This window comes from Streptomyces coeruleorubidus (assembly GCF_008705135.1).
GTDB classification, from domain to species: Bacteria; Actinomycetota; Actinomycetes; order Streptomycetales; family Streptomycetaceae; genus Streptomyces; species Streptomyces coeruleofuscus.
This window is the reverse complement of the sequence record NZ_CP023694.1, coordinates 3,294,413-3,311,789: the sequence shown is the minus strand read 5'-3', so window position 1 is coordinate 3,311,789 and position 17,377 is coordinate 3,294,413. Positions and strand designations below refer to the sequence as shown.

Here is a 17,377-nt window from a genome sequence, read left to right as displayed (position 1 = left end):
TCCGGTACGGGCGTCAGGCGCTGACCTTCTCGCGCTCCCGCCCGCGTTCGCGCTCGGTCCGCTCGGCGCTCTGGCGCTCACGGGCGAGCTCGGCCGCGTCCCGCTTGAAGGCCCACTCCATCTTCGGCTCCATCGCGAACCGGAAGGCACGCTGCACCGGCTTGGTGCACAGCACCGTCACGACGGCGGCCGCGGCGACGGTCACGGCGATCTCGCCGAGCGGCTGGTGCATCCACGTCGGCTCGAACCAGCCCTGGTAGTCGCCGGCCTTCACCAGGAAGCCGTGCAGCAGGTAGCCGTAGAGCGTGCCGGCGCCGAGCGCGGTGAACCACATGTGGCGGCGCGGCACCCAGGCGAAGAAGCAGGCGGTCAGCAGCAGGGAGCAGCCGAACATCGCGAGGACCATGACCGGGCCGGTCCACCACGGCGCACCCAGCTCCTGCGCGGAGTCCCGGTGGTAGAACCACGCGGTGTTCATGCGCGGCACGGCCCACCAGCTGACGGCCAGCGCGGCGGCGAACACGGGCACCGAGGCGATCCGCATGGAACGGCGGCGCACCATGTGGAAGTGCTCGGGCTTCATCACCAGGCCCAGCACGAAGAACGGCAGGAACTGCAGGACCCGCTGGAGGTCCAGGTCGTCACCGATCTCCGGGGAGACGCTCGCGACCATCGCGAGGCCGAGCGCGAGCGGCAGCGGCCAGCGCGCCATCTTCCAGATGGGGGTGGTCATCCGCCAGATGAACAGCGCGCACAGGAACCAGGTCAGGTACCAGGGGTCGAGAAGGCTGATCTCCTGGTGCGGGTCGTTGTCGATCCACCGCTTGAAGAGGGGGTAGGCCGTCTCGAAGAGGATGTACGGCACGGCGACGCCGGTGATCAGGCGCTTGAGCCGGTCGGGCCGCATGTCGAAACTGCGCGAGAAGTAGCCGGAGATGATGATGAACGCCGGCATGTGGAAGGCGTAGACGACCTGGTACGCGGCCTCGAGTATCCGGCTGTCGCCCTTGAGCGGCTCCCAGGCGTGGCCCATGGCCACCAGCACGATCGCCAGGTACTTGGCGTTGTCGAAGAACGCGTCGCGCTGCTTGCCGCTCTGCTTCTTCTGCGGGCTCTGCGGCGAGCGCGGGCTCGGCACTCCGTCGGCCGACGACTGTGCCGGGGGAAGTGGCGCCCTGCGGTCGCCGTTCGGTCGCAGCGAGTTCGTCACAGACCCTCCCACCAAGAACTCGGGGAGACGATCCGGGACCTCGCTGCGCTTGCGGGGGACGAGGCAGCGTGGAACATCTGAGGCACCCTAGCGTTCCCTGCGGCTATTCGTAAAACGCCGGATGTGAATCCTGGCTATTCGCTGTGGGTACCCCCGGATTTCGGGTAGTTGACGTCACTGTCGGAGTGATGACCAACACATCAGCCAGCGGCGGGCTGTGCTCGTCACACCCGCCCTGCTTGTCGTGATACTTCCGGACTAAGTGACGCATAAGACCAGCAGGCGACTCCGGCGGAATGTCCACTTCCGCACCCCTTCGAAGCCTGCCCGCCGGGTTGTTGAGGGGCTTGCGAGGGCAATTCGAATTAGCTGCGAACACGTTGTGTGGGCATGGAAACGACTCGGTTGAATTCCCTGTGCGGGTGGCGCATCGAATTGCCGTACGAGTCCGGGGTGTTCGGTGCCAGAGCCCAGGCGGCGCACACCGGTTCGGACACGAGTGAGGTGGTCGATGCGTCACGGGCCGCATAGCCCGGCCGCGTTGGTGGCACGATGGTTCTGGCGGGGTGCGCGTGGTCGTGTCCCGGGCCGGGAGAGCGGACCGACCGAGGGTGTGATCAGTTGTGGCCATTTCACTGTCTGTGGTGCTGCTGTTGGCGATCATCCTGGTGGTGTTGCTGAGAGGCGGCTCCATCAAGGCAGGCCCAGCGATCGTGGCGGTCCTCTTCGGCTTCTTCCTCGCCTCGACCGGTATGGCCGACGACATCCAGCGATTCCTCAACTCGATAGCGGAGACCATCAACTCCATCAGCTTCTGACCGGGCCGGTACCGCCGACCCGAGGAGCGTGCGGATACGCTCCTCCCCGACCACAGGACGGTGCGTGACGGGGGGAACGTACGGGGATGGCGCTGCGCGACTCCGACCCGCCGGAGGTGGGTGGCTACCGCATCGAGGACCGCCTCGGCTCCGGCGGCATGGGTGTGGTCTACCTGGCCCGCTCGGCCTCCGGCCGGCGCCTCGCGATCAAGCTGGTGCACGGCCAGTACGCCGACGACGACGAGTTCCGCACCCGCTTCCGCCGCGAGGTGGCCGCCGCCCGCCAGGTCAGCGGCGCCTTCACGGCCCCCGTCGTGGACGCGGGCGCCGACGCGCCGCGCCCCTGGATGGCCACGCTCTACATACCGGGCGCGGACCTCGGCACCCACGTCCGCGAGCACGGCCCGCTCCCGCTGCCCCGCCTGCGCGAACTCGCGGCCGGCCTCGCCGAGGCGCTGCGCGACATCCACCGCGCCGGAGTCGTCCACCGCGACCTGAAGCCGGCCAACGTGATGCTCGCCGACGACGGCCCGCGCGTCATCGACTTCGGCATCTCCCGCGCCGCCGAGTGCGCCGCCTCCGACGCCCTCACCCAGACCGGCCGCGTCATGGGCACGCCGCCCTTCATGTCCCCTGAGCAGTTCGCCTCTCCCCAGGACGTGGGCCCTGCAGCCGACATCTTCTCCCTAGGCTCGGTCCTCACCTACGCGGCCACCCGCCGGGGTCCGTTCGACAGCCCCAGCCCGTACGAGACGGCTCTGCGGGTCGTCGAAGGCGAGCCGGACCTCACCGGCGTACCGGACGAGCTCCTTCCGTTCATCCGCTCCTGCCTGGAGAAGCACCAGAAGTCGCGCCCCGCCGCGGACGACCTGTTCACCCTGCTCCGTGGGGGCGCGACCCCCGGCACCGCCCCACCACGTCCGGTACGGCCCCGGCCGGGCACCCGCCCCACCGAGCCCGCGGTCGCGGCATGGCCGGAGGCGCCCACCACCGACCGGGGCGAAGCCCCGCTCCACCTGCCCGCGGAGCCGGACACCGAGCGGGAAGAGGACCGCCGCCACCGGCCCGGCAAGACGCCGACGAAGCAGCGCGGCCCGGCCCGCGATCCGGCCGGGACACCGGCACCGGAGGCCGGACGCACCCGCAGGCGTCGCAGACACGGGCTGCTGCTGATCACGGCCGCCGCGGCAGTCGCACTCGCCGCGCTCGTCACCACCACCCTCACCCTGACCCGCGACCGAGACCGCGACCGCGCGCCCTCGCCCACCGCCGAGCCGGCCGACCTCCCCGAGGGCTGGAAGCCCTGGGCGACCGCCGCGAAGGCCGCGCCGGGCAGCGACCGCGTCCTGGGAGGTACCGACACCTCCCTCGCGGGCTGTGCCGCCGTCGACGCCTCCCTGGTCTGCGCCGGCGCCGACCTCATGGCGACCCGCTTCGCTCTCGCCGACGGCCGCAACACGTGGTCCCGGCCCGTCGACCGCACCCCCGACGGCGCCTCCGGCAACGAGGGCGCGCTCATCGGGACCGGCGACGGCCGCGTCTACGGCTACGAGGCCGACGACCAGAACTCCGCGAACAGCATCCGGACCACTTACACGGTCAACGCCTTGGCCGCCGACACCGGCAAGGTGCTCTGGAGGACTGACACCGGCGCAGGCGAGACGGCGACCGTCCCCGACAGCGCGCAGGGCGCGGCCACCGCCGTCCCCGAAGGCGTGGTCACTTTCTACGGGGCTCAGAGCGACCAGTACGCCCTGCTCGACGCCGAGACCGGCGACGTCCGCTGGAGGCAGCCGAAGCCGGACCTCCCGGACTGTGAGCTGCTCTCGGCGGCCCGCCGTGCCTACCTCGTCTGCGCGACCGCGCAGGAGGAGGGGAAAACCGGCCGCAGCACCGTCTCCCAGATCGACCCGGCCACGGGAAAGGCCCGCTGGACCGTCGAGGTCGACGGCTCCGCGCAGGTGCTCGGCCAGCACGACGGACGCCTGGTGCTCGCGGACACCCTCGACACGAACCGCGGGCTGACCCTGATCGACGTCTCCTCCCACGTGCTCACCGTGCGGCGACTCGCGCAGCCCCGGCCCGAGGACGCCGACGCGTACCTGGTGCGCGGCACCGTCTACTTCACGCGGGCGAGCGGAGGCGTCCGCGCGGTCTCCCCGCGAACCGGCCGGACGCTGTGGGAATCGAACTCCTCCGTGGAGCAGCAGGGACCCCCGGCCGCCTCCGCCACCCATGTGTACCTGGCGTCTCCCAGCGGCCGCCTCGCCGCTCTGAACGCGAGTACCGGCAAGATCGAGGGCACCCGCTCCGGCCGAGACGACGGCGGTCGCGCCAGCAGCATGTACGTCACCGCGGGCGCCCCGCTCGTCCTCGTCGGCGACGCACTGTACGTCCCCTACGGTGTCCGCTCCGTCTACACGGTGGACGTACGCGACCTGTGACCCGCTGCGGAAACACCTCGGGCCCGGTTCCGAAGAACCGGGCCCGAGGTCCACAGAGCGGGCGACGGGAATCGAACCCGCGTAGCTAGTTTGGAAGACTAGGGCTCTACCATTGAGCTACGCCCGCACAGCGCGCGCCGCAGGTCGGGTGACCGCGGCACTGAAGGCATCGTAGCGGGTCGGGCCCGTCCGTCGCACACCGCATTCCCGCCGTGGCCGACGCGGCACGGGCCCTGTGGAAATGCGTCGGCCGCAGCGCCTGGCGGCATGTACCCTACGTGTCGCACCAGACGGGGTGTGGCGCAGCTTGGTAGCGCGTCCGCTTTGGGAGCGGAAGGCCGTGGGTTCAAATCCCGCCACCCCGACCAGCCGGCCGATCACCTCGCGTGATCGTCTCCTGATCATTCGCGTGATCGCCTTTTGGGCGGTGTAGTCGCTGCCGTTACTATGCAAGCTGCACGCCCGTGTGTCTCATCGTCTGAAGTCCTCCGGGCGGCGAAATCCGCCGGGCCGCTCTGGCACCGGCAGAACCCAAGAAGTCAGCCACAAGGAGACCGAACCGTGAAGAGCGCCGTGGAGACCCTGAACCCGACTCGGGTTCGGCTCACTGTCGAGGTGCCCTTCGAGGAGCTCAAGGACAGCCTCGACGCGGCGTACAAGAAGATCAACCAGCAGGTCACGGTGAAGGGCTTCCGCAAGGGCAAGGTCCCGGCCCGGGTCATCGACCAGCGGTTCGGCCGCGGTGCGGTGCTGGAGGAGGCCGTCAACGACGCGCTGCCGAAGTTCTACACCGACGCGGTCAACGAGGCCGAGCTGAGCCCCCTGGGCCAGCCGGAGGTCGACATCACGGAGCTGAAGGACGGCGAGACGCTGAACTTCACCGCCGAGGTCGACATCCGCCCCGCGATCGAGATCCCGGACTACTCCGGCATCGAGGTCGAGGTCGACGCCGTCGAGGTCACCGAAGAGGACGTCGACAAGGCGGTCGAGGAGCTCCGTGAGCGCTTCGCCTCCACCGCGCCGGTCGAGCGTGCCGCCGAGGACGGCGACGTCGTGACGATCGACCTGGAGGCCAAGGTCGAGGGCGAGGTCCTCGAGGACGGCGTCGCGAGCGGCGTCTCCTACACCATCGGCTCCGGCGAGCTGCTGGACGGCATCGACGACGCCGTGAAGGGCCTGGAGGCCGGTGGCGAGGCCACCTTCACCTCCGAGCTCAAGGGCGGCTCGGCGGCCGGCAAGGAGGCCGAGGTCACCGTCAAGGTCACCCAGGTCGCCAAGCGTGAACTGCCCGAGCTGGACGACGAGTTCGCGCAGCTCGCCTCCGAGTTCGACACCATCGAGGAGCTGCGCGCCGACAGCCGCAAGCGCCTGGAGAACATGAAGCAGTACGACCAGGCCACGCAGGCCCAGGAGCGCGTCCTGGAGAAGCTGCTCGAGCTGGTCGAGGTCCCGGTCCCCGAGAAGCTGCTCGAGGACGAGGTCAACACGCGCAAGCACAACCTCGAGCACCACCAGCTCGGCCAGATGGGTCTGGACCTCGCGAAGTACCTGGAGATCCAGGGCAAGAGCGAGGAGGAGTTCGAGACCGAGACCCGCGAGGCCGCGGTCAAGGGCATCAAGACCCAGTTCGTCCTCGACGAGCTCGTCAAGCAGGAGAAGCTCAACGTCAACCAGGAGGAGCTCACCGAGCACCTCATGCGGCGTGCCGCCTCCTCCGGCATGTCCCCCGACCAGTTCGCCCAGGCGGTCGTCGAGGGCGGCCAGGTTCCGCTCCTGGTCGGCGAGGTCGCCCGCGGCAAGGCCCTGGCCGTCGTGGTCGAGAAGGCCACGGTCAAGGACACCAACGGCGAGATCATCGACCTCGACGACGAGGAGGAGGAGTCCGAGGCTCAGGCCACGGAGGCCTCCGCCGAGGAGACCCCGGCCGAGACCGCCGAGGAGAAGACCGAGGGCTGAGCCCCCGGGCACTTCGTGATGCCGTAAGGACGGGCCCCGAGAGACACACAGTGCCTCTCGGGGCCCGTTGCGCTACATGCCCTCAGGGGCGCGGGGCTGTATCGATGTGCGGCTCCGCCGCGTGGGCGCGTTCGACCACGACGAGCCCGCAGCCGCCCACGGGACGAACCACCCCCGGCGAGCCCGCGCAGCGCTACGCCCCCGGCGAACACTCCCATCTCCGGGATTCCCCGAAGGGACCCGCGCGTTAGGGTCCATGAGTACCAGGGCAGTGGAGTCTCCGATACGGCTCCCGCCCCGCAGGGAACACGTGAAGACGGCCCGGCGCCGTCGTAAGACGAGCAGGTGGATACGTGACGAATCTGATGCCTTCAGCCGCCGGCGAGCCTTCCATCGGTGGTGGCCTCGGCGACCAGGTCTACAACCGGCTGCTCAACGAGCGGATCATCTTCCTCGGCCAGCCGGTCGACGACGACATCGCGAACAAGATCACCGCACAGCTGCTGCTCCTTGCCGCCGATCCGGACAAGGACATCTACCTGTACATCAACAGCCCCGGCGGTTCGATCACGGCCGGCATGGCGATCTACGACACCATGCAGTTCATCAAGAACGACGTGGTGACGATCGCCATGGGCCTCGCGGCCTCGATGGGACAGTTCCTGCTCAGCGCGGGCACCCCCGGCAAGCGCTTCGCGCTGCCGAACGCCGAGATCCTCATCCACCAGCCCTCCGCCGGCCTGGCGGGCTCGGCCTCCGACATCAAGATCCACGCCGAGCGGCTGCTGCACACCAAGAAGCGCATGGCCGAGCTCACGTCCCAGCACACGGGGCAGTCGGTCGAGCAGATCACCCGCGACTCGGACCGCGACCGCTGGTTCGACGCCTTCGAGGCCAAGGAGTACGGCCTCATCGACGACGTGATCCCCACGGCCGCCGGTATGCCGGGCGGCGGCGGCACCGGGGCCTGAGAGGTCCCCACGGGGCCTGTGGAGCCCCGTGAGGCCCACGGAGCCCTCCCCGGGCCCCCGCGACCCCAGACAGCCCCAGCCGACCGCCTCAGCCTTTTTCAGGAGACACCGTGAACCAGTTCCCCGGCAGCGGGATCTACGACCGTATGCACGCCGTGCAGGACATGCGCGCCGCCCAGGGCGAGTACACCGGCCCGCAGGCCGAGTCCCGCTACATCATCCCGCGCTTCGTCGAGCGCACCTCCCAGGGCATCCGCGAGTACGACCCGTACGCGAAGCTCTTCGAGGAGCGCGTGATCTTCCTCGGCGTCCAGATCGACGACGCCTCCGCCAACGACGTCATGGCGCAGTTGCTGTGCCTGGAGTCGATGGACCCCGACCGTGACATCTCGGTCTACATCAACAGCCCCGGCGGTTCCTTCACGGCGCTCACCGCGATCTACGACACGATGCAGTACGTGAAGCCGGACATCCAGACGGTCTGCATGGGCCAGGCGGCCTCCGCCGCCGCCGTCCTGCTGGCCGCCGGCACCCCGGGCAAGCGCATGGCCCTGCCGAACGCGCGCGTGCTGATCCACCAGCCGTACAGCGAGACCGGCCGCGGCCAGGTGTCCGACCTGGAGATCGCCGCCAACGAGATCCTCCGGATGCGTACGCAGCTGGAGGAGATGCTGGCCAAGCACTCGACCCAGACGATCGACAAGATCCGCGAGGACATCGAGCGCGACAAGATCCTCACGGCCGAGGACGCGCTGAGCTACGGTCTGATCGATCAGGTCATCTCCACCCGGAAGATGGACAACTCGAGCCTGCGCTGAGGCGAGAGGCTGTATCGTCTGCCGCCCCTTGGCACGGTTTGGGACGGTCCACGTCAAAGCGAACCGCGCCAAGGGGGGCCCGAACGAGGGGCCCGGCAAGGTACCGTCGGACATAAGGCAGCACCAGGAGTCCGCTGGACGTCGGCGTCCAGGAGTCTCCCAGGCGAAGGGGAAGCACACCGTGGCACGCATCGGTGACGGCGGCGATCTGCTCAAGTGCTCGTTCTGCGGCAAGAGCCAGAAGCAGGTCAAGAAGCTCATCGCAGGGCCCGGTGTGTACATCTGCGACGAGTGCATCGACCTCTGCAACGAGATCATCGAGGAAGAGCTGGCGGAGACCAGCGAGGTCCGCTGGGAGGAGCTCCCGAAGCCCCGCGAGATCTACGAGTTCCTCGAGGGGTACGTGGTCGGCCAGGAGGCCGCCAAGAAGGCCCTCTCCGTGGCGGTCTACAACCACTACAAGCGGGTCCAGGCCGGTGAGAACGGCGGGGCGAACGGCCGCGACGACGCCATCGAGTTGGCGAAGTCCAACATCCTCCTCCTCGGCCCCACGGGCTCCGGCAAGACCCTCCTCGCGCAGACCCTCGCGCGGATGCTCAACGTCCCCTTCGCGATCGCCGACGCCACGGCCCTGACGGAGGCCGGGTACGTCGGCGAGGACGTCGAGAACATCCTGCTCAAGCTGATCCAGGCCGCCGACTACGACGTCAAGAAGGCCGAGACCGGGATCATCTACATCGACGAGATCGACAAGGTCGCGAGGAAGAGCGAAAACCCCTCGATCACGCGCGACGTGAGCGGGGAGGGCGTACAGCAGGCCCTGCTGAAGATCCTGGAGGGCACCACGGCCTCCGTCCCGCCGCAGGGCGGCCGCAAGCACCCGCACCAGGAATTCATCCAGATCGACACGACGAACGTGCTGTTCATCGTGGGCGGTGCCTTCGCGGGCCTGGAGAAGATCATCGAGTCCCGGGCCGGCGCCAAGGGCATCGGCTTCGGCGCGCAGATCCGCTCCAAGCGCGAGATGGAGTCCAAGGACCAGTTCCAGGAGGTCATGCCGGAGGACCTGGTCAAGTTCGGCATGATCCCCGAGTTCATCGGCCGCCTCCCGGTCATCACCTCGGTCCACAACCTCGACCGCGAGGCCCTGCTCCAGATCCTCGTCGAGCCGCGCAACGCGCTGGTCAAGCAGTACCAGCGGCTCTTCGAACTCGACGGCGTGGAGCTGGACTTCGAGCGCGAGGCCCTCGAAGCCATCGCCGACCAGGCCATCCTCCGCCAGACCGGCGCGCGAGGCCTGCGCGCCATCATGGAGGAAGTCCTCCAGGGCGTGATGTACGAGGTCCCGTCCCGCAAGGACGTGGCCCGGGTCGTCATCACGGCGGACGTCGTCCAGTCGAACGTGAACCCGACGCTGATTCCGCGGGATGCGCGGGGGCGGGGGCCGGGGGAGCAGAAGACGGCCTAGTCACACACTGCACGCGAAGGCGCCCAGCACAGTTGCTGGGCGCCTTCGTCGTTTCCGGCGTCAGGCCTTGACGCGAACTTCCCCGCGGACCTTGGTGGTGAGGTCGATCGCCACGTCCTTGGTGACGCCCTGCGCCGCGTCGCCCGGCGACACGATGGCGATGGTGCTGTAGTCGGCCCACGCGCAGAACCAGTTGGTCTTCTCCTGCTTGGTCGCGCGGTCCTGCCCCTTGACCGACTGGCACTTCATGACGGCGCCGTCGAGGTCGGCCGCCTCGGGCTCGCCGATCAGTTCGGGCTTGCCGGACCCGGTGGCGGACTCCTTCTCGGCCGACTTCTTGAAGTTGGCGAAGAACAGGTCCAGAGTCGCCTCCGGGTCGGAGATCTCACCGTATGCACCGGCCACCGAAAGGGTCTTGGCCGTCGCCATCTTCGCCGCGGACGAGGGATCGTCGGGGTCGTAGTCGCTCAGGTCCACCGTGTTGTAGAGGCCCGCCGTGGACTCGGCGTTCTTGACGCCGCTTTTCTCCAGCTCCGCCGTCAAGTCGTCGCCGGCGGTCTGCCCGTCCTTCGTGGTGCGCTTGTAGTCGCTGAGCACGGTCGCCGGCGTCGTGAGCTTGTGCGGCCCGTCGTCCTCCAGGCCGCCACCACCCCCGCCGATCACGAAGTACGCGCCCACACCGATCGCGGCCACCACCGCGACCGCGCCGATGATGAGGCCCGTCTTCTTCTTGCCGCCGCCCGGGGCCGGGGGCTGGGGGACGCCGTACGGGGCCTGGCCGTAGGGCGGCTGCGGCTGCTGGCCGTACGGGGGCTGCTGGCCGTACGGTCCGGGCTGCTGGGGCGGGACGCCCTGCGGGGGCTGCTGCGGGTAGCCGTAGCCGGGCTGGGGCGGAGGGGTCTGCTGGGGGTAGCCGTAGCCAGGCTGGGGGGCCTGCGGCGGCTGGCCGTAGGGACCCGGCTGCCCGTACGGTCCGGGCTGCTGGGGCTGCCCGCCGTACGGGCCCGGCTGGTTGTAGCTCATGTTCTGGGTTCCCCTCCAGATGCCTATGTGTTCGAGACATCCTGGCGCAGACCCGCCGTGTCCATGGCATCGGGGCCCCGACCGTTACGAAGCAAACGCGTTTCGGGACGGGGCAGTGACACCTCTAAACTGACCCCCGTGACCGAGAACGCTCAGCAGCAGCCACCAGCGCCCAGCACCGACCTGCCGACCCAGTACGCGCCGGCCGACGTAGAGGGGCCGCTGTACGAGCGCTGGGTAGAGCGGGGTTACTTCGAGGCGGACGAGAAGAGCGACAAGCCGCCGTACACGATCGTCATTCCGCCGCCGAACGTCACGGGCAGCCTGCACCTCGGGCACGCCTTCGAGCACACCCTCATCGACGCCCTGACCCGCCGTAAGCGCATGCAGGGCTACGAGACGCTGTGGCAGCCCGGCATGGACCACGCCGGTATCGCCACGCAGAACGTCGTCGAGCGGGAGCTCGCGAAGGAGAACAAGTCCCGGCACGACCTGGGCCGTGAGGCCTTCGTCGAGCGGGTCTGGCAGTGGAAGGGCGAGTCCGGCGGCCAGATCAGCGGCCAGATGCGGCGCCTCGGTGACGGCGTCGCCTGGTCGCGCGAGCGCTTCACCATGGACGAGGGTCTCTCCCAGGCCGTCCAGACCATCTTCAAGCGGCTCTACGACGACGAGCTGATCTACCGCGCCGAGCGCATCATCAACTGGTGTCCGCGCTGCCTGACCGCCATCTCGGACATCGAGGTGGAGTACCAGGACGACGACGGCGAGCTCGTCTCCATGAAGTACGGCGACGGGGACGACACCATCGTCGTCGCCACCACCCGCGCCGAGACCATGCTCGGTGACACGGCCGTCGCCGTTCACCCCGAGGACGAGCGCTACCAGCACCTGATCGGCAAGCTGGTCAAGCTGCCGCTGACCGACCGTTCCATCCCGGTCGTCGCCGACGAGCACGTCGACCCGGAGTTCGGCACGGGTGCCGTCAAGGTCACCCCGGCCCACGACCCGAACGACTTCGAGATCGGGCAGCGCCACGACCTCCCGGCCCTGACGATCATGGACGAGCACGCCGTGATCACCGCCCACGGCCCGTTCCAGGGTCTGGACCGGCTGGAAGCGCGGTCGGCGATCGTCGCGGCCCTGCGCGCCGAAGGGCGGATCGTCGCCGAGAAGCGGCCGTACGTCCACTCGGTCGGCCACTGCTCGCGCTGCAAGACGACGATCGAGCCCCGGCTCTCCATGCAGTGGTGGGTCAAGGTCGGCCCGCTGGCGAAGGCCGCCGGCGACGCCGTCCGCGACGGGCGCGTCAAGATCCACCCGCAGGAGATGGAGAAGCGCTACTTCGACTGGGTCGACAACCTCCACGACTGGTGCATCTCGCGGCAGTTGTGGTGGGGCCACCGCATCCCGGTCTGGTACGGCCCGAACGGCGAGGTCGTCTGCGTCGGCCCCGACGAGGAGCCGCCCAGCGGCGAGGGCTGGCGTCAGGACACCGACGTCCTCGACACCTGGTTCTCCTCCGGCCTGTGGCCGTTCTCCACGCTCGGCTGGCCCGAACAGACCGAGTCGCTCGCGAAGTTCTACCCGAACTCCGTCCTGGTCACCGGCTACGACATCCTCTTCTTCTGGGTCGCCCGGATGATGATGTTCGGCCTGTACGCGATGGACGGCACTCCGCCGTTCCACACCATCGCCCTGCACGGCATGGTCCGCGACCAGTTCGGCAAGAAGATGTCGAAGTCCTTCGGCAACGCGGTCAACCCGCTGGACTGGATGGACAAGTACGGCAGCGACGCCCTGCGCTTCACCCTCGCCCGTGGGGCGAACCCCGGTGTCGACGTCCCGATCGGCGAGGACTGGGTCCAGGGCTCGCGCAACTTCGCCAACAAGATCTGGAACGCGACGCGCTTCGCGCTGATGAACGGCGCGACGGTGGACGGCCCGCTGCCGGACCCGTCGAGGATGTCCTCGACGGACCGCTGGATCCTCTCCCGCCTGAACACGGTCGTCGCGGAAGTCGACGCGTTCTACGACGACTACCAGTTCGCGAAGCTGTCCGACTCCCTGTTCCACTTCGCGTGGGACGAGGTCTTCGACTGGTACGTCGAGCTGTCCAAGACGACGTTCCAGGCGGGCGGCGAGGCGGCCGAGGTCAGCAAGCGGGTCCTCGGTGAGGTCCTCGACGTCACGCTGAAGCTGCTGCACCCGGTGGTCCCCTTCGTCACCGAGACGCTGTGGACCACCCTCACCGGCGGCGAGTCGGTCGTCATCGCCGACTGGCCGAAGGACAGTGGCTTCCGGGACACCGGCGCCGAGCGCGAGATCGAGAGCCTCCAGTCGGTCATCACCGAGGTCCGCCGCTTCCGCGCCGACCAGGGGCTCCAGCCCGGCCAGCGGGTCCCGGCCCGGCTGACCCTGGACGGCACGCCGTTCGCGGCGCACGAGGCCGCCATCCGCCAGCTGCTCCGGCTCCAGCCGGAGGGCGACGCGTTCACGGCCACGGCGACCCTGCCGGTCGCCGGCGCCGAGGTCGCCCTCGACCTCTCCGGCACGATCGACGTGGCGGCGGAGCGCAAGCGCCTCGCGAAGGACCTCGCGGCGGCGGAGAAGGAGAAGGCGCAGGCGAACGCCAAGCTCGGCAACGAGGCGTTCCTGGCGAAGGCCCCTGACCACGTCGTGGAGAAGATCCGCACCCGCCTGTCCAAGGCGGATGAGGACATCGCCCGGATCCAGGCGCAGCTGGAGAGGCTGCCGCAGGCGTAAGGGTTCGTACGGTCGTGGAGGTCCCGGTGCTGGTCAGCGCCGGGGCCTCCACGCGTTCGACCCGGGCGAACACCCCGACGCAAACCACCCCCGAGCAATGTCACCCCCGCTCCGTAGACTGGCCCCGTGAGCGAGCTCCCTCCAGACCACGACGACGACCAGCCCGACCCCCTCGACACCTTCGACGAGATCATCGCGGAGGAGACCACCCGCGACCCCGATCTCGCCGTCATCGAAGCCGGCAGCCGAACCCTGCGCACCCAGGGCGGCCCGCCCGACGCCGACATCCCGACCCGGCCCGCCGACCCCGAGGTCGACAAGGCCCTGCGCGAGGTCGAGGCGGAGCTGGCCACACGCTGGGGCGAGACCAAGCTGGAGCCGTCCGTCAGCCGTATCGCCGCGCTGATGGACGTGCTGGGAGAGCCGCAGCGGTCGTACCCGTCGATCCACATCACGGGGACGAACGGCAAGACCTCCACGGCCCGCATGATCGAGGCCCTGCTCGGCGCCTTCGAGCTGCGGACCGGCCGCTACACCTCACCGCACGTGCAGTCGATCACCGAGCGCATCAGCCTGGACGGCGCCCCCATCTCGCCCGAGCGGTTCATCGAGACGTACCAGGACATCAAGCCGTACATCGAGATGATCGACGGGCAGCAGGAGTACCGGCTGTCCTTCTTCGAGGTGCTCACCGGCATGGCGTACGCGGCGTTCGCCGACGCGCCCGCCGACGTCGCCGTCGTCGAGGTCGGCATGGGCGGCTCCTGGGACGCCACGAACGTGATCGACGGTGACGTCGCCGTCGTCACGCCCATAGACCTCGACCACACCGACCGGCTCGGCACCACGCACGCGGAGATCGCCTCGGAGAAGGCCGGCATCGTCAAGCAGGGTGCGACCGTCATCCTGGCGCAGCAGCCGGTCGACGCGGCGCAGGTGCTGCTGAAGAAGGCCGTCGAGGTGGACGCGACCGTGGCCCGGGAGGGCCTGGAGTTCGGTGTCGTCGAGCGGCAGGTGGCCGTCGGCGGGCAGCTCGTGACGCTGCGCGGGCTCGGCGGCGAGTACCCGGAGCTCTACCTGCCGCTGCACGGCGCGCACCAGGCGCACAACGCGGCCGTCGCGCTCGCCGCCGTCGAGGCGTTCTTCGGCGTCGGCGCGCAGCGGGCCGAGCAGCTCGACCTGGACATGGTCCGCAAGGCGTTCGCGGCGGTCGCCTCGCCGGGGCGGCTGGAGGTCGTGCGGCGTTCCCCGACCGTCGTGCTCGACGCCGCCCACAACCCGGCGGGCGCCCGGGCGGCGGCCGAGGCCATCGGTGAGGCCTTCCAGTTCAGCCGGCTCATCGGTGTCGTCGGCGCGAGCGGCGACAAGAACGTGCGGGGGCTGCTGGAGGCCTTCGAGCCGGTGTTCGCCGAGATCGTGGTCACGCAGAACTCCAGCCACCGCGCGATGGACGCCGACGAGCTGGCCGGTATCGCCGTCGAGGTGTTCGGCGAGGAGCGCGTGCAGGTCGAGCCGCGGCTGCCCGACGCGCTGGAGGCCGCGATCACGCTGGCCGAGGAGGAGGGCGAGTTCGCGGGCGGCGGTGTGCTCGTCACCGGTTCCGTCATCACCGTCGGCGAGGCCCGACTGCTCCTGGGGAGGGGCTGAGATCCCGTGCGTACGCTCTGTTCGTCGACTCTGATCGGCGAGTTCTTCATCATCGGCTTCGCCGGTCTGGTCGCCATGAAGCAGCCCGACCTGTCCATGACGACCGTGTGGACGGTCAGCGGTGTCGCGATGTTCCTGTGCCTGGTGCTGTGCGGCCTGGTGACACGCCCGGGCGGGGTCGCGCTCGGCTGGGCGTTGCAGATCGCGCTCATCGCGTCGGGCTTCGCCGTGCCGATGATGTTCTTCCTGGGCGTGGTCTTCGCGGCCCTGTGGTGGGCGTCCGTGCACTACGGGCGGAAGGTGGACGAGGCCAAGGCGAGATTCGCCGCCCAGGCTGATTCCTCCACACCTGACGCTGTGTAACAGGCGCCCCGACACGCCGGGTAATCTCGTCCCACCGCACAACCTTGATACATAAGGAGCCCGTCGTGAGCCAGCGCACCCTCGTCCTCCTCAAGCCCGACGCCGTCCGTCGTGGCCTGACCGGCGAGATCATCAGCCGCATCGAGCGCAAGGCGGGCTGGACGATCACCGCGCTGGAGCTGCGCACCCTGGACCAGGACACGCTGGAGCAGCACTACGGCGAGCACAAGGGCAAGCCCTTCTACGAGCCGCTGGTGGAGTTCATGGCCTCCGGCCCGGTCGTGGCGATGATCGTCGAGGGTGAGCGGGTCATCGAGGGGCTGCGCGCGCTCGCCGGCCCGACCGACCCGATCGCCGCGGCCCCGGGCTCCATCCGCGGCGACTTCGGCGTCATCGTCCGGGAGAATCTGATCCACGCCTCCGACTCGGAGGAGTCCGCCGAGCGGGAAGTGAAGATCTTCTTCCCGGGTCGCGCGTAAGACGCGAAGGCCGAGCAAAGTCTGGGGGCGTCCGCTCCCAGACTTTTCTGGCATATACGTGCCGATCGAGGGAACGATCGCCCCCGAACGCCCGTCTCCACAAGCGAACCCGCACAGCATCTGCTGACATTGGCGGAGACCCTCCCGCAGTGTTCGCGAAGGCGCGTCTACGATGGAAGCCTTCACGTCACAGCACCCACCTTTGCCTACCTGAAAAGCCCTCAAAAGCTAGTGGGAAGGCCAGACGAATCCTGATGGGGAACTCAATGTCGTTCATCGGCCGTGACATGGCTGTCGACCTCGGGACCGCCAACACGCTGGTGTACGTCAGGGGTCGCGGGATCGTACTCAACGAGCCGTCCGTCGTCGCGATCAACACCAACACCGGTGGCATCCTCGCGGTCGGTGCCGAAGCGAAGAAGATGATCGGGCGCACGCCCGGCAACATCGTTGCCGTTCGTCCGCTGAAGGACGGTGTGATCGCCGACTTCGAGATCACCGAGCGGATGCTCCGCTACTTCATCCTGAAGATCCACAAGCGGCGGTATCTGGCTCGTCCGCGGGTCGTCGTCTGTGTGCCCTCGGGCATCACGGGTGTCGAGCGCCGCGCCGTCATCGAGGCGTCGTCCCAGGCCGGCGCCCGCCAGGTGCACATCATCGAGGAGCCCATGGCCGCGGCCATCGGCTCGGGCCTGCCGGTCCACGAGGCCACGGGCAACATGGTGGTCGACATCGGCGGCGGCACCACGGAGGTCGCGGTCATCTCGCTCGGCGGCATCGTCACCGCCCAGTCCATCCGTGTCGCGGGCGACGAACTGGACAACGCGATCATCCAGCACATCAAGAAGGAGTACTCCCTCCTGCTGGGTGAGCGCACGGCCGAGCAGATCAAGATCACGATCGGTTCGGCGTACGACCTGGACACCGACGAGCACACCGAAATCCGGGGCCGGGACCTGGTCTCCGGGCTGCCGAAGACCGTCGTCATCTCCGCGGCGGAAGTCCGCAAGGCGATCGAGGAGCCGGTCAACGCGATCGTCGACGCCGTCAAGACGACCCTCGACAAGTGTCCGCCGGAGCTGTCCGGCGACATCATGGACCGAGGAATCGTTCTGACCGGCGGCGGAGCGCTGCTCAGGGGCCTGGACGAGCGGCTGCGCCGGGAGACCGGCATGCCGATCCACATCGCCGAGGACCCCCTGGACAGCGTCGCGCTCGGTTCCGGAAAGTGCGTCGAGGAGTTCGAGGCGCTCCAGCAGGTGCTGGACGCCCAGCCGCGCAGATGACGTAACTCTTCGATTCCGCCGTACGGGACGATCTCCTCTCGTACGGCGGATCGTTGATATAGATGCATAAGCTCCCACAATGCAGCCCCTCGGGTTTCCCTGGGGCTTCCCGAATTCCTATGAGGAAGGGC

13 protein-coding genes and 2 tRNA genes are annotated in these 17,377 nt (G+C 69.0%); 12 read left to right on the top strand and 3 right to left on the bottom strand.

Annotated elements, in window-relative coordinates:
• Positions 1-13: 13 nt before the first annotated feature.
• Entirely contained in the window at positions 14-1,210 is a 1,197-nt protein-coding gene (locus tag CP976_RS15225; RefSeq protein ID WP_150480845.1) for an acyltransferase family protein, read from the bottom strand.
• Positions 1,211-1,833: 623 nt separating this feature from the next.
• Here CP976_RS15225 and CP976_RS15220 point away from each other — a divergent pair.
• Both CP976_RS15220 and CP976_RS15215 read left to right on the top strand, forming a co-directional pair.
• Complete coding sequence (locus CP976_RS15220; protein WP_003990237.1) at positions 1,834-2,028, top strand: hypothetical protein; 195 nt, start codon at positions 1,834-1,836, stop codon at positions 2,026-2,028.
• An 86-nt stretch (positions 2,029-2,114) separates the two neighbouring features.
• On the top strand, positions 2,115-4,472 hold the full coding sequence (locus CP976_RS15215) for a protein kinase domain-containing protein (RefSeq protein WP_150480844.1): 2,358 nt from the start codon (positions 2,115-2,117) through the stop codon (positions 4,470-4,472).
• A gap of 56 nt (positions 4,473-4,528) precedes the next feature.
• Here CP976_RS15215 and CP976_RS15210 read toward each other — a convergent pair.
• Positions 4,529-4,599 (bottom strand) — tRNA-Gly (locus CP976_RS15210).
• Between the two features lie 164 nt (positions 4,600-4,763).
• Here CP976_RS15210 and CP976_RS15205 point away from each other — a divergent pair.
• From CP976_RS15205 to clpX, 5 genes are all read left to right on the top strand, one after another.
• A tRNA-Pro gene (locus tag CP976_RS15205) sits at positions 4,764-4,840 on the top strand.
• Positions 4,841-5,033: 193 nt separating this feature from the next.
• Positions 5,034-6,428 carry a trigger factor gene (tig, locus tag CP976_RS15200; protein WP_150480843.1) on the top strand — a complete coding sequence of 465 codons (1,395 nt, stop codon included), beginning with the start codon at positions 5,034-5,036 and terminating at the stop codon, positions 6,426-6,428.
• Between the two features lie 365 nt (positions 6,429-6,793).
• Positions 6,794-7,399: an ATP-dependent Clp protease proteolytic subunit gene (locus tag CP976_RS15195; protein ID WP_030818448.1), complete on the top strand. Its 606-nt coding sequence runs from the start codon at positions 6,794-6,796 to the stop codon at positions 7,397-7,399.
• A 110-nt stretch (positions 7,400-7,509) separates the two neighbouring features.
• Entirely contained in the window at positions 7,510-8,217 is a 708-nt protein-coding gene (locus tag CP976_RS15190; protein ID WP_150480842.1) for an ATP-dependent Clp protease proteolytic subunit, read from the top strand.
• A 181-nt stretch (positions 8,218-8,398) separates the two neighbouring features.
• Positions 8,399-9,685, top strand: a complete 1,287-nt coding sequence (clpX, locus tag CP976_RS15185) for an ATP-dependent Clp protease ATP-binding subunit ClpX (protein WP_010041898.1) — start codon at positions 8,399-8,401, stop codon at positions 9,683-9,685.
• Between the two features lie 60 nt (positions 9,686-9,745).
• On the opposite strand, the gene CP976_RS15180 is transcribed toward clpX, so the two are convergent.
• Positions 9,746-10,708 (bottom strand): hypothetical protein, encoded by a 963-nt coding sequence (locus CP976_RS15180; protein ID WP_150480841.1) that lies wholly within the window; start codon positions 10,706-10,708, stop codon positions 9,746-9,748.
• Between the two features lie 138 nt (positions 10,709-10,846).
• Between CP976_RS15180 and CP976_RS15175 the strand changes: the two genes are divergently transcribed.
• The 5 genes from CP976_RS15175 (at position 10,847) to CP976_RS15155 (ending at position 17,246) form a co-directional block, all read left to right on the top strand.
• On the top strand, positions 10,847-13,471 hold the full coding sequence (locus CP976_RS15175) for a valine--tRNA ligase (RefSeq protein WP_150480840.1): 2,625 nt from the start codon (positions 10,847-10,849) through the stop codon (positions 13,469-13,471).
• 126 nt (positions 13,472-13,597) lie between these two features.
• The gene (gene folC, locus CP976_RS15170; RefSeq protein WP_150480839.1) at positions 13,598-15,118 is read left to right on the top strand and encodes a bifunctional tetrahydrofolate synthase/dihydrofolate synthase; all 1,521 of its coding nucleotides are present in this window, start codon (positions 13,598-13,600) and stop codon (positions 15,116-15,118) included.
• A gap of 6 nt (positions 15,119-15,124) precedes the next feature.
• The gene (locus tag CP976_RS15165) at positions 15,125-15,481 is read left to right on the top strand and encodes a DUF4233 domain-containing protein (protein WP_150480838.1); all 357 of its coding nucleotides are present in this window, start codon (positions 15,125-15,127) and stop codon (positions 15,479-15,481) included.
• A 65-nt stretch (positions 15,482-15,546) separates the two neighbouring features.
• On the top strand, positions 15,547-15,960 hold the full coding sequence (gene ndk, locus CP976_RS15160; RefSeq protein WP_150480837.1) for a nucleoside-diphosphate kinase: 414 nt from the start codon (positions 15,547-15,549) through the stop codon (positions 15,958-15,960).
• A gap of 266 nt (positions 15,961-16,226) precedes the next feature.
• Positions 16,227-17,246 (top strand): rod shape-determining protein, encoded by a 1,020-nt coding sequence (locus CP976_RS15155; RefSeq protein ID WP_006133575.1) that lies wholly within the window; start codon positions 16,227-16,229, stop codon positions 17,244-17,246.
• Positions 17,247-17,377 lie beyond the last annotated feature (131 nt).

What these genes read in the sequence shown, in the direction of transcription:
- CP976_RS15195 (WP_030818448.1), top strand. Translation starts at nt 6,794, where the DNA reads ATGCCTTCAGCCGCCGGCGAGCCTTCCATCGGTGGTGGCCTCGGCGAC.
- CP976_RS15155 (WP_006133575.1), top strand. Translation starts at nt 16,227, where the DNA reads ATGTCGTTCATCGGCCGTGACATGGCTGTCGACCTCGGGACCGCCAAC.
- CP976_RS15215 (WP_150480844.1), top strand. Translation starts at nt 2,115, where the DNA reads ATGGCGCTGCGCGACTCCGACCCGCCGGAGGTGGGTGGCTACCGCATC.
- CP976_RS15180 (WP_150480841.1), bottom strand. Translation starts at nt 10,708, where the DNA reads ATGAGCTACAACCAGCCGGGCCCGTACGGCGGGCAGCCCCAGCAGCCC.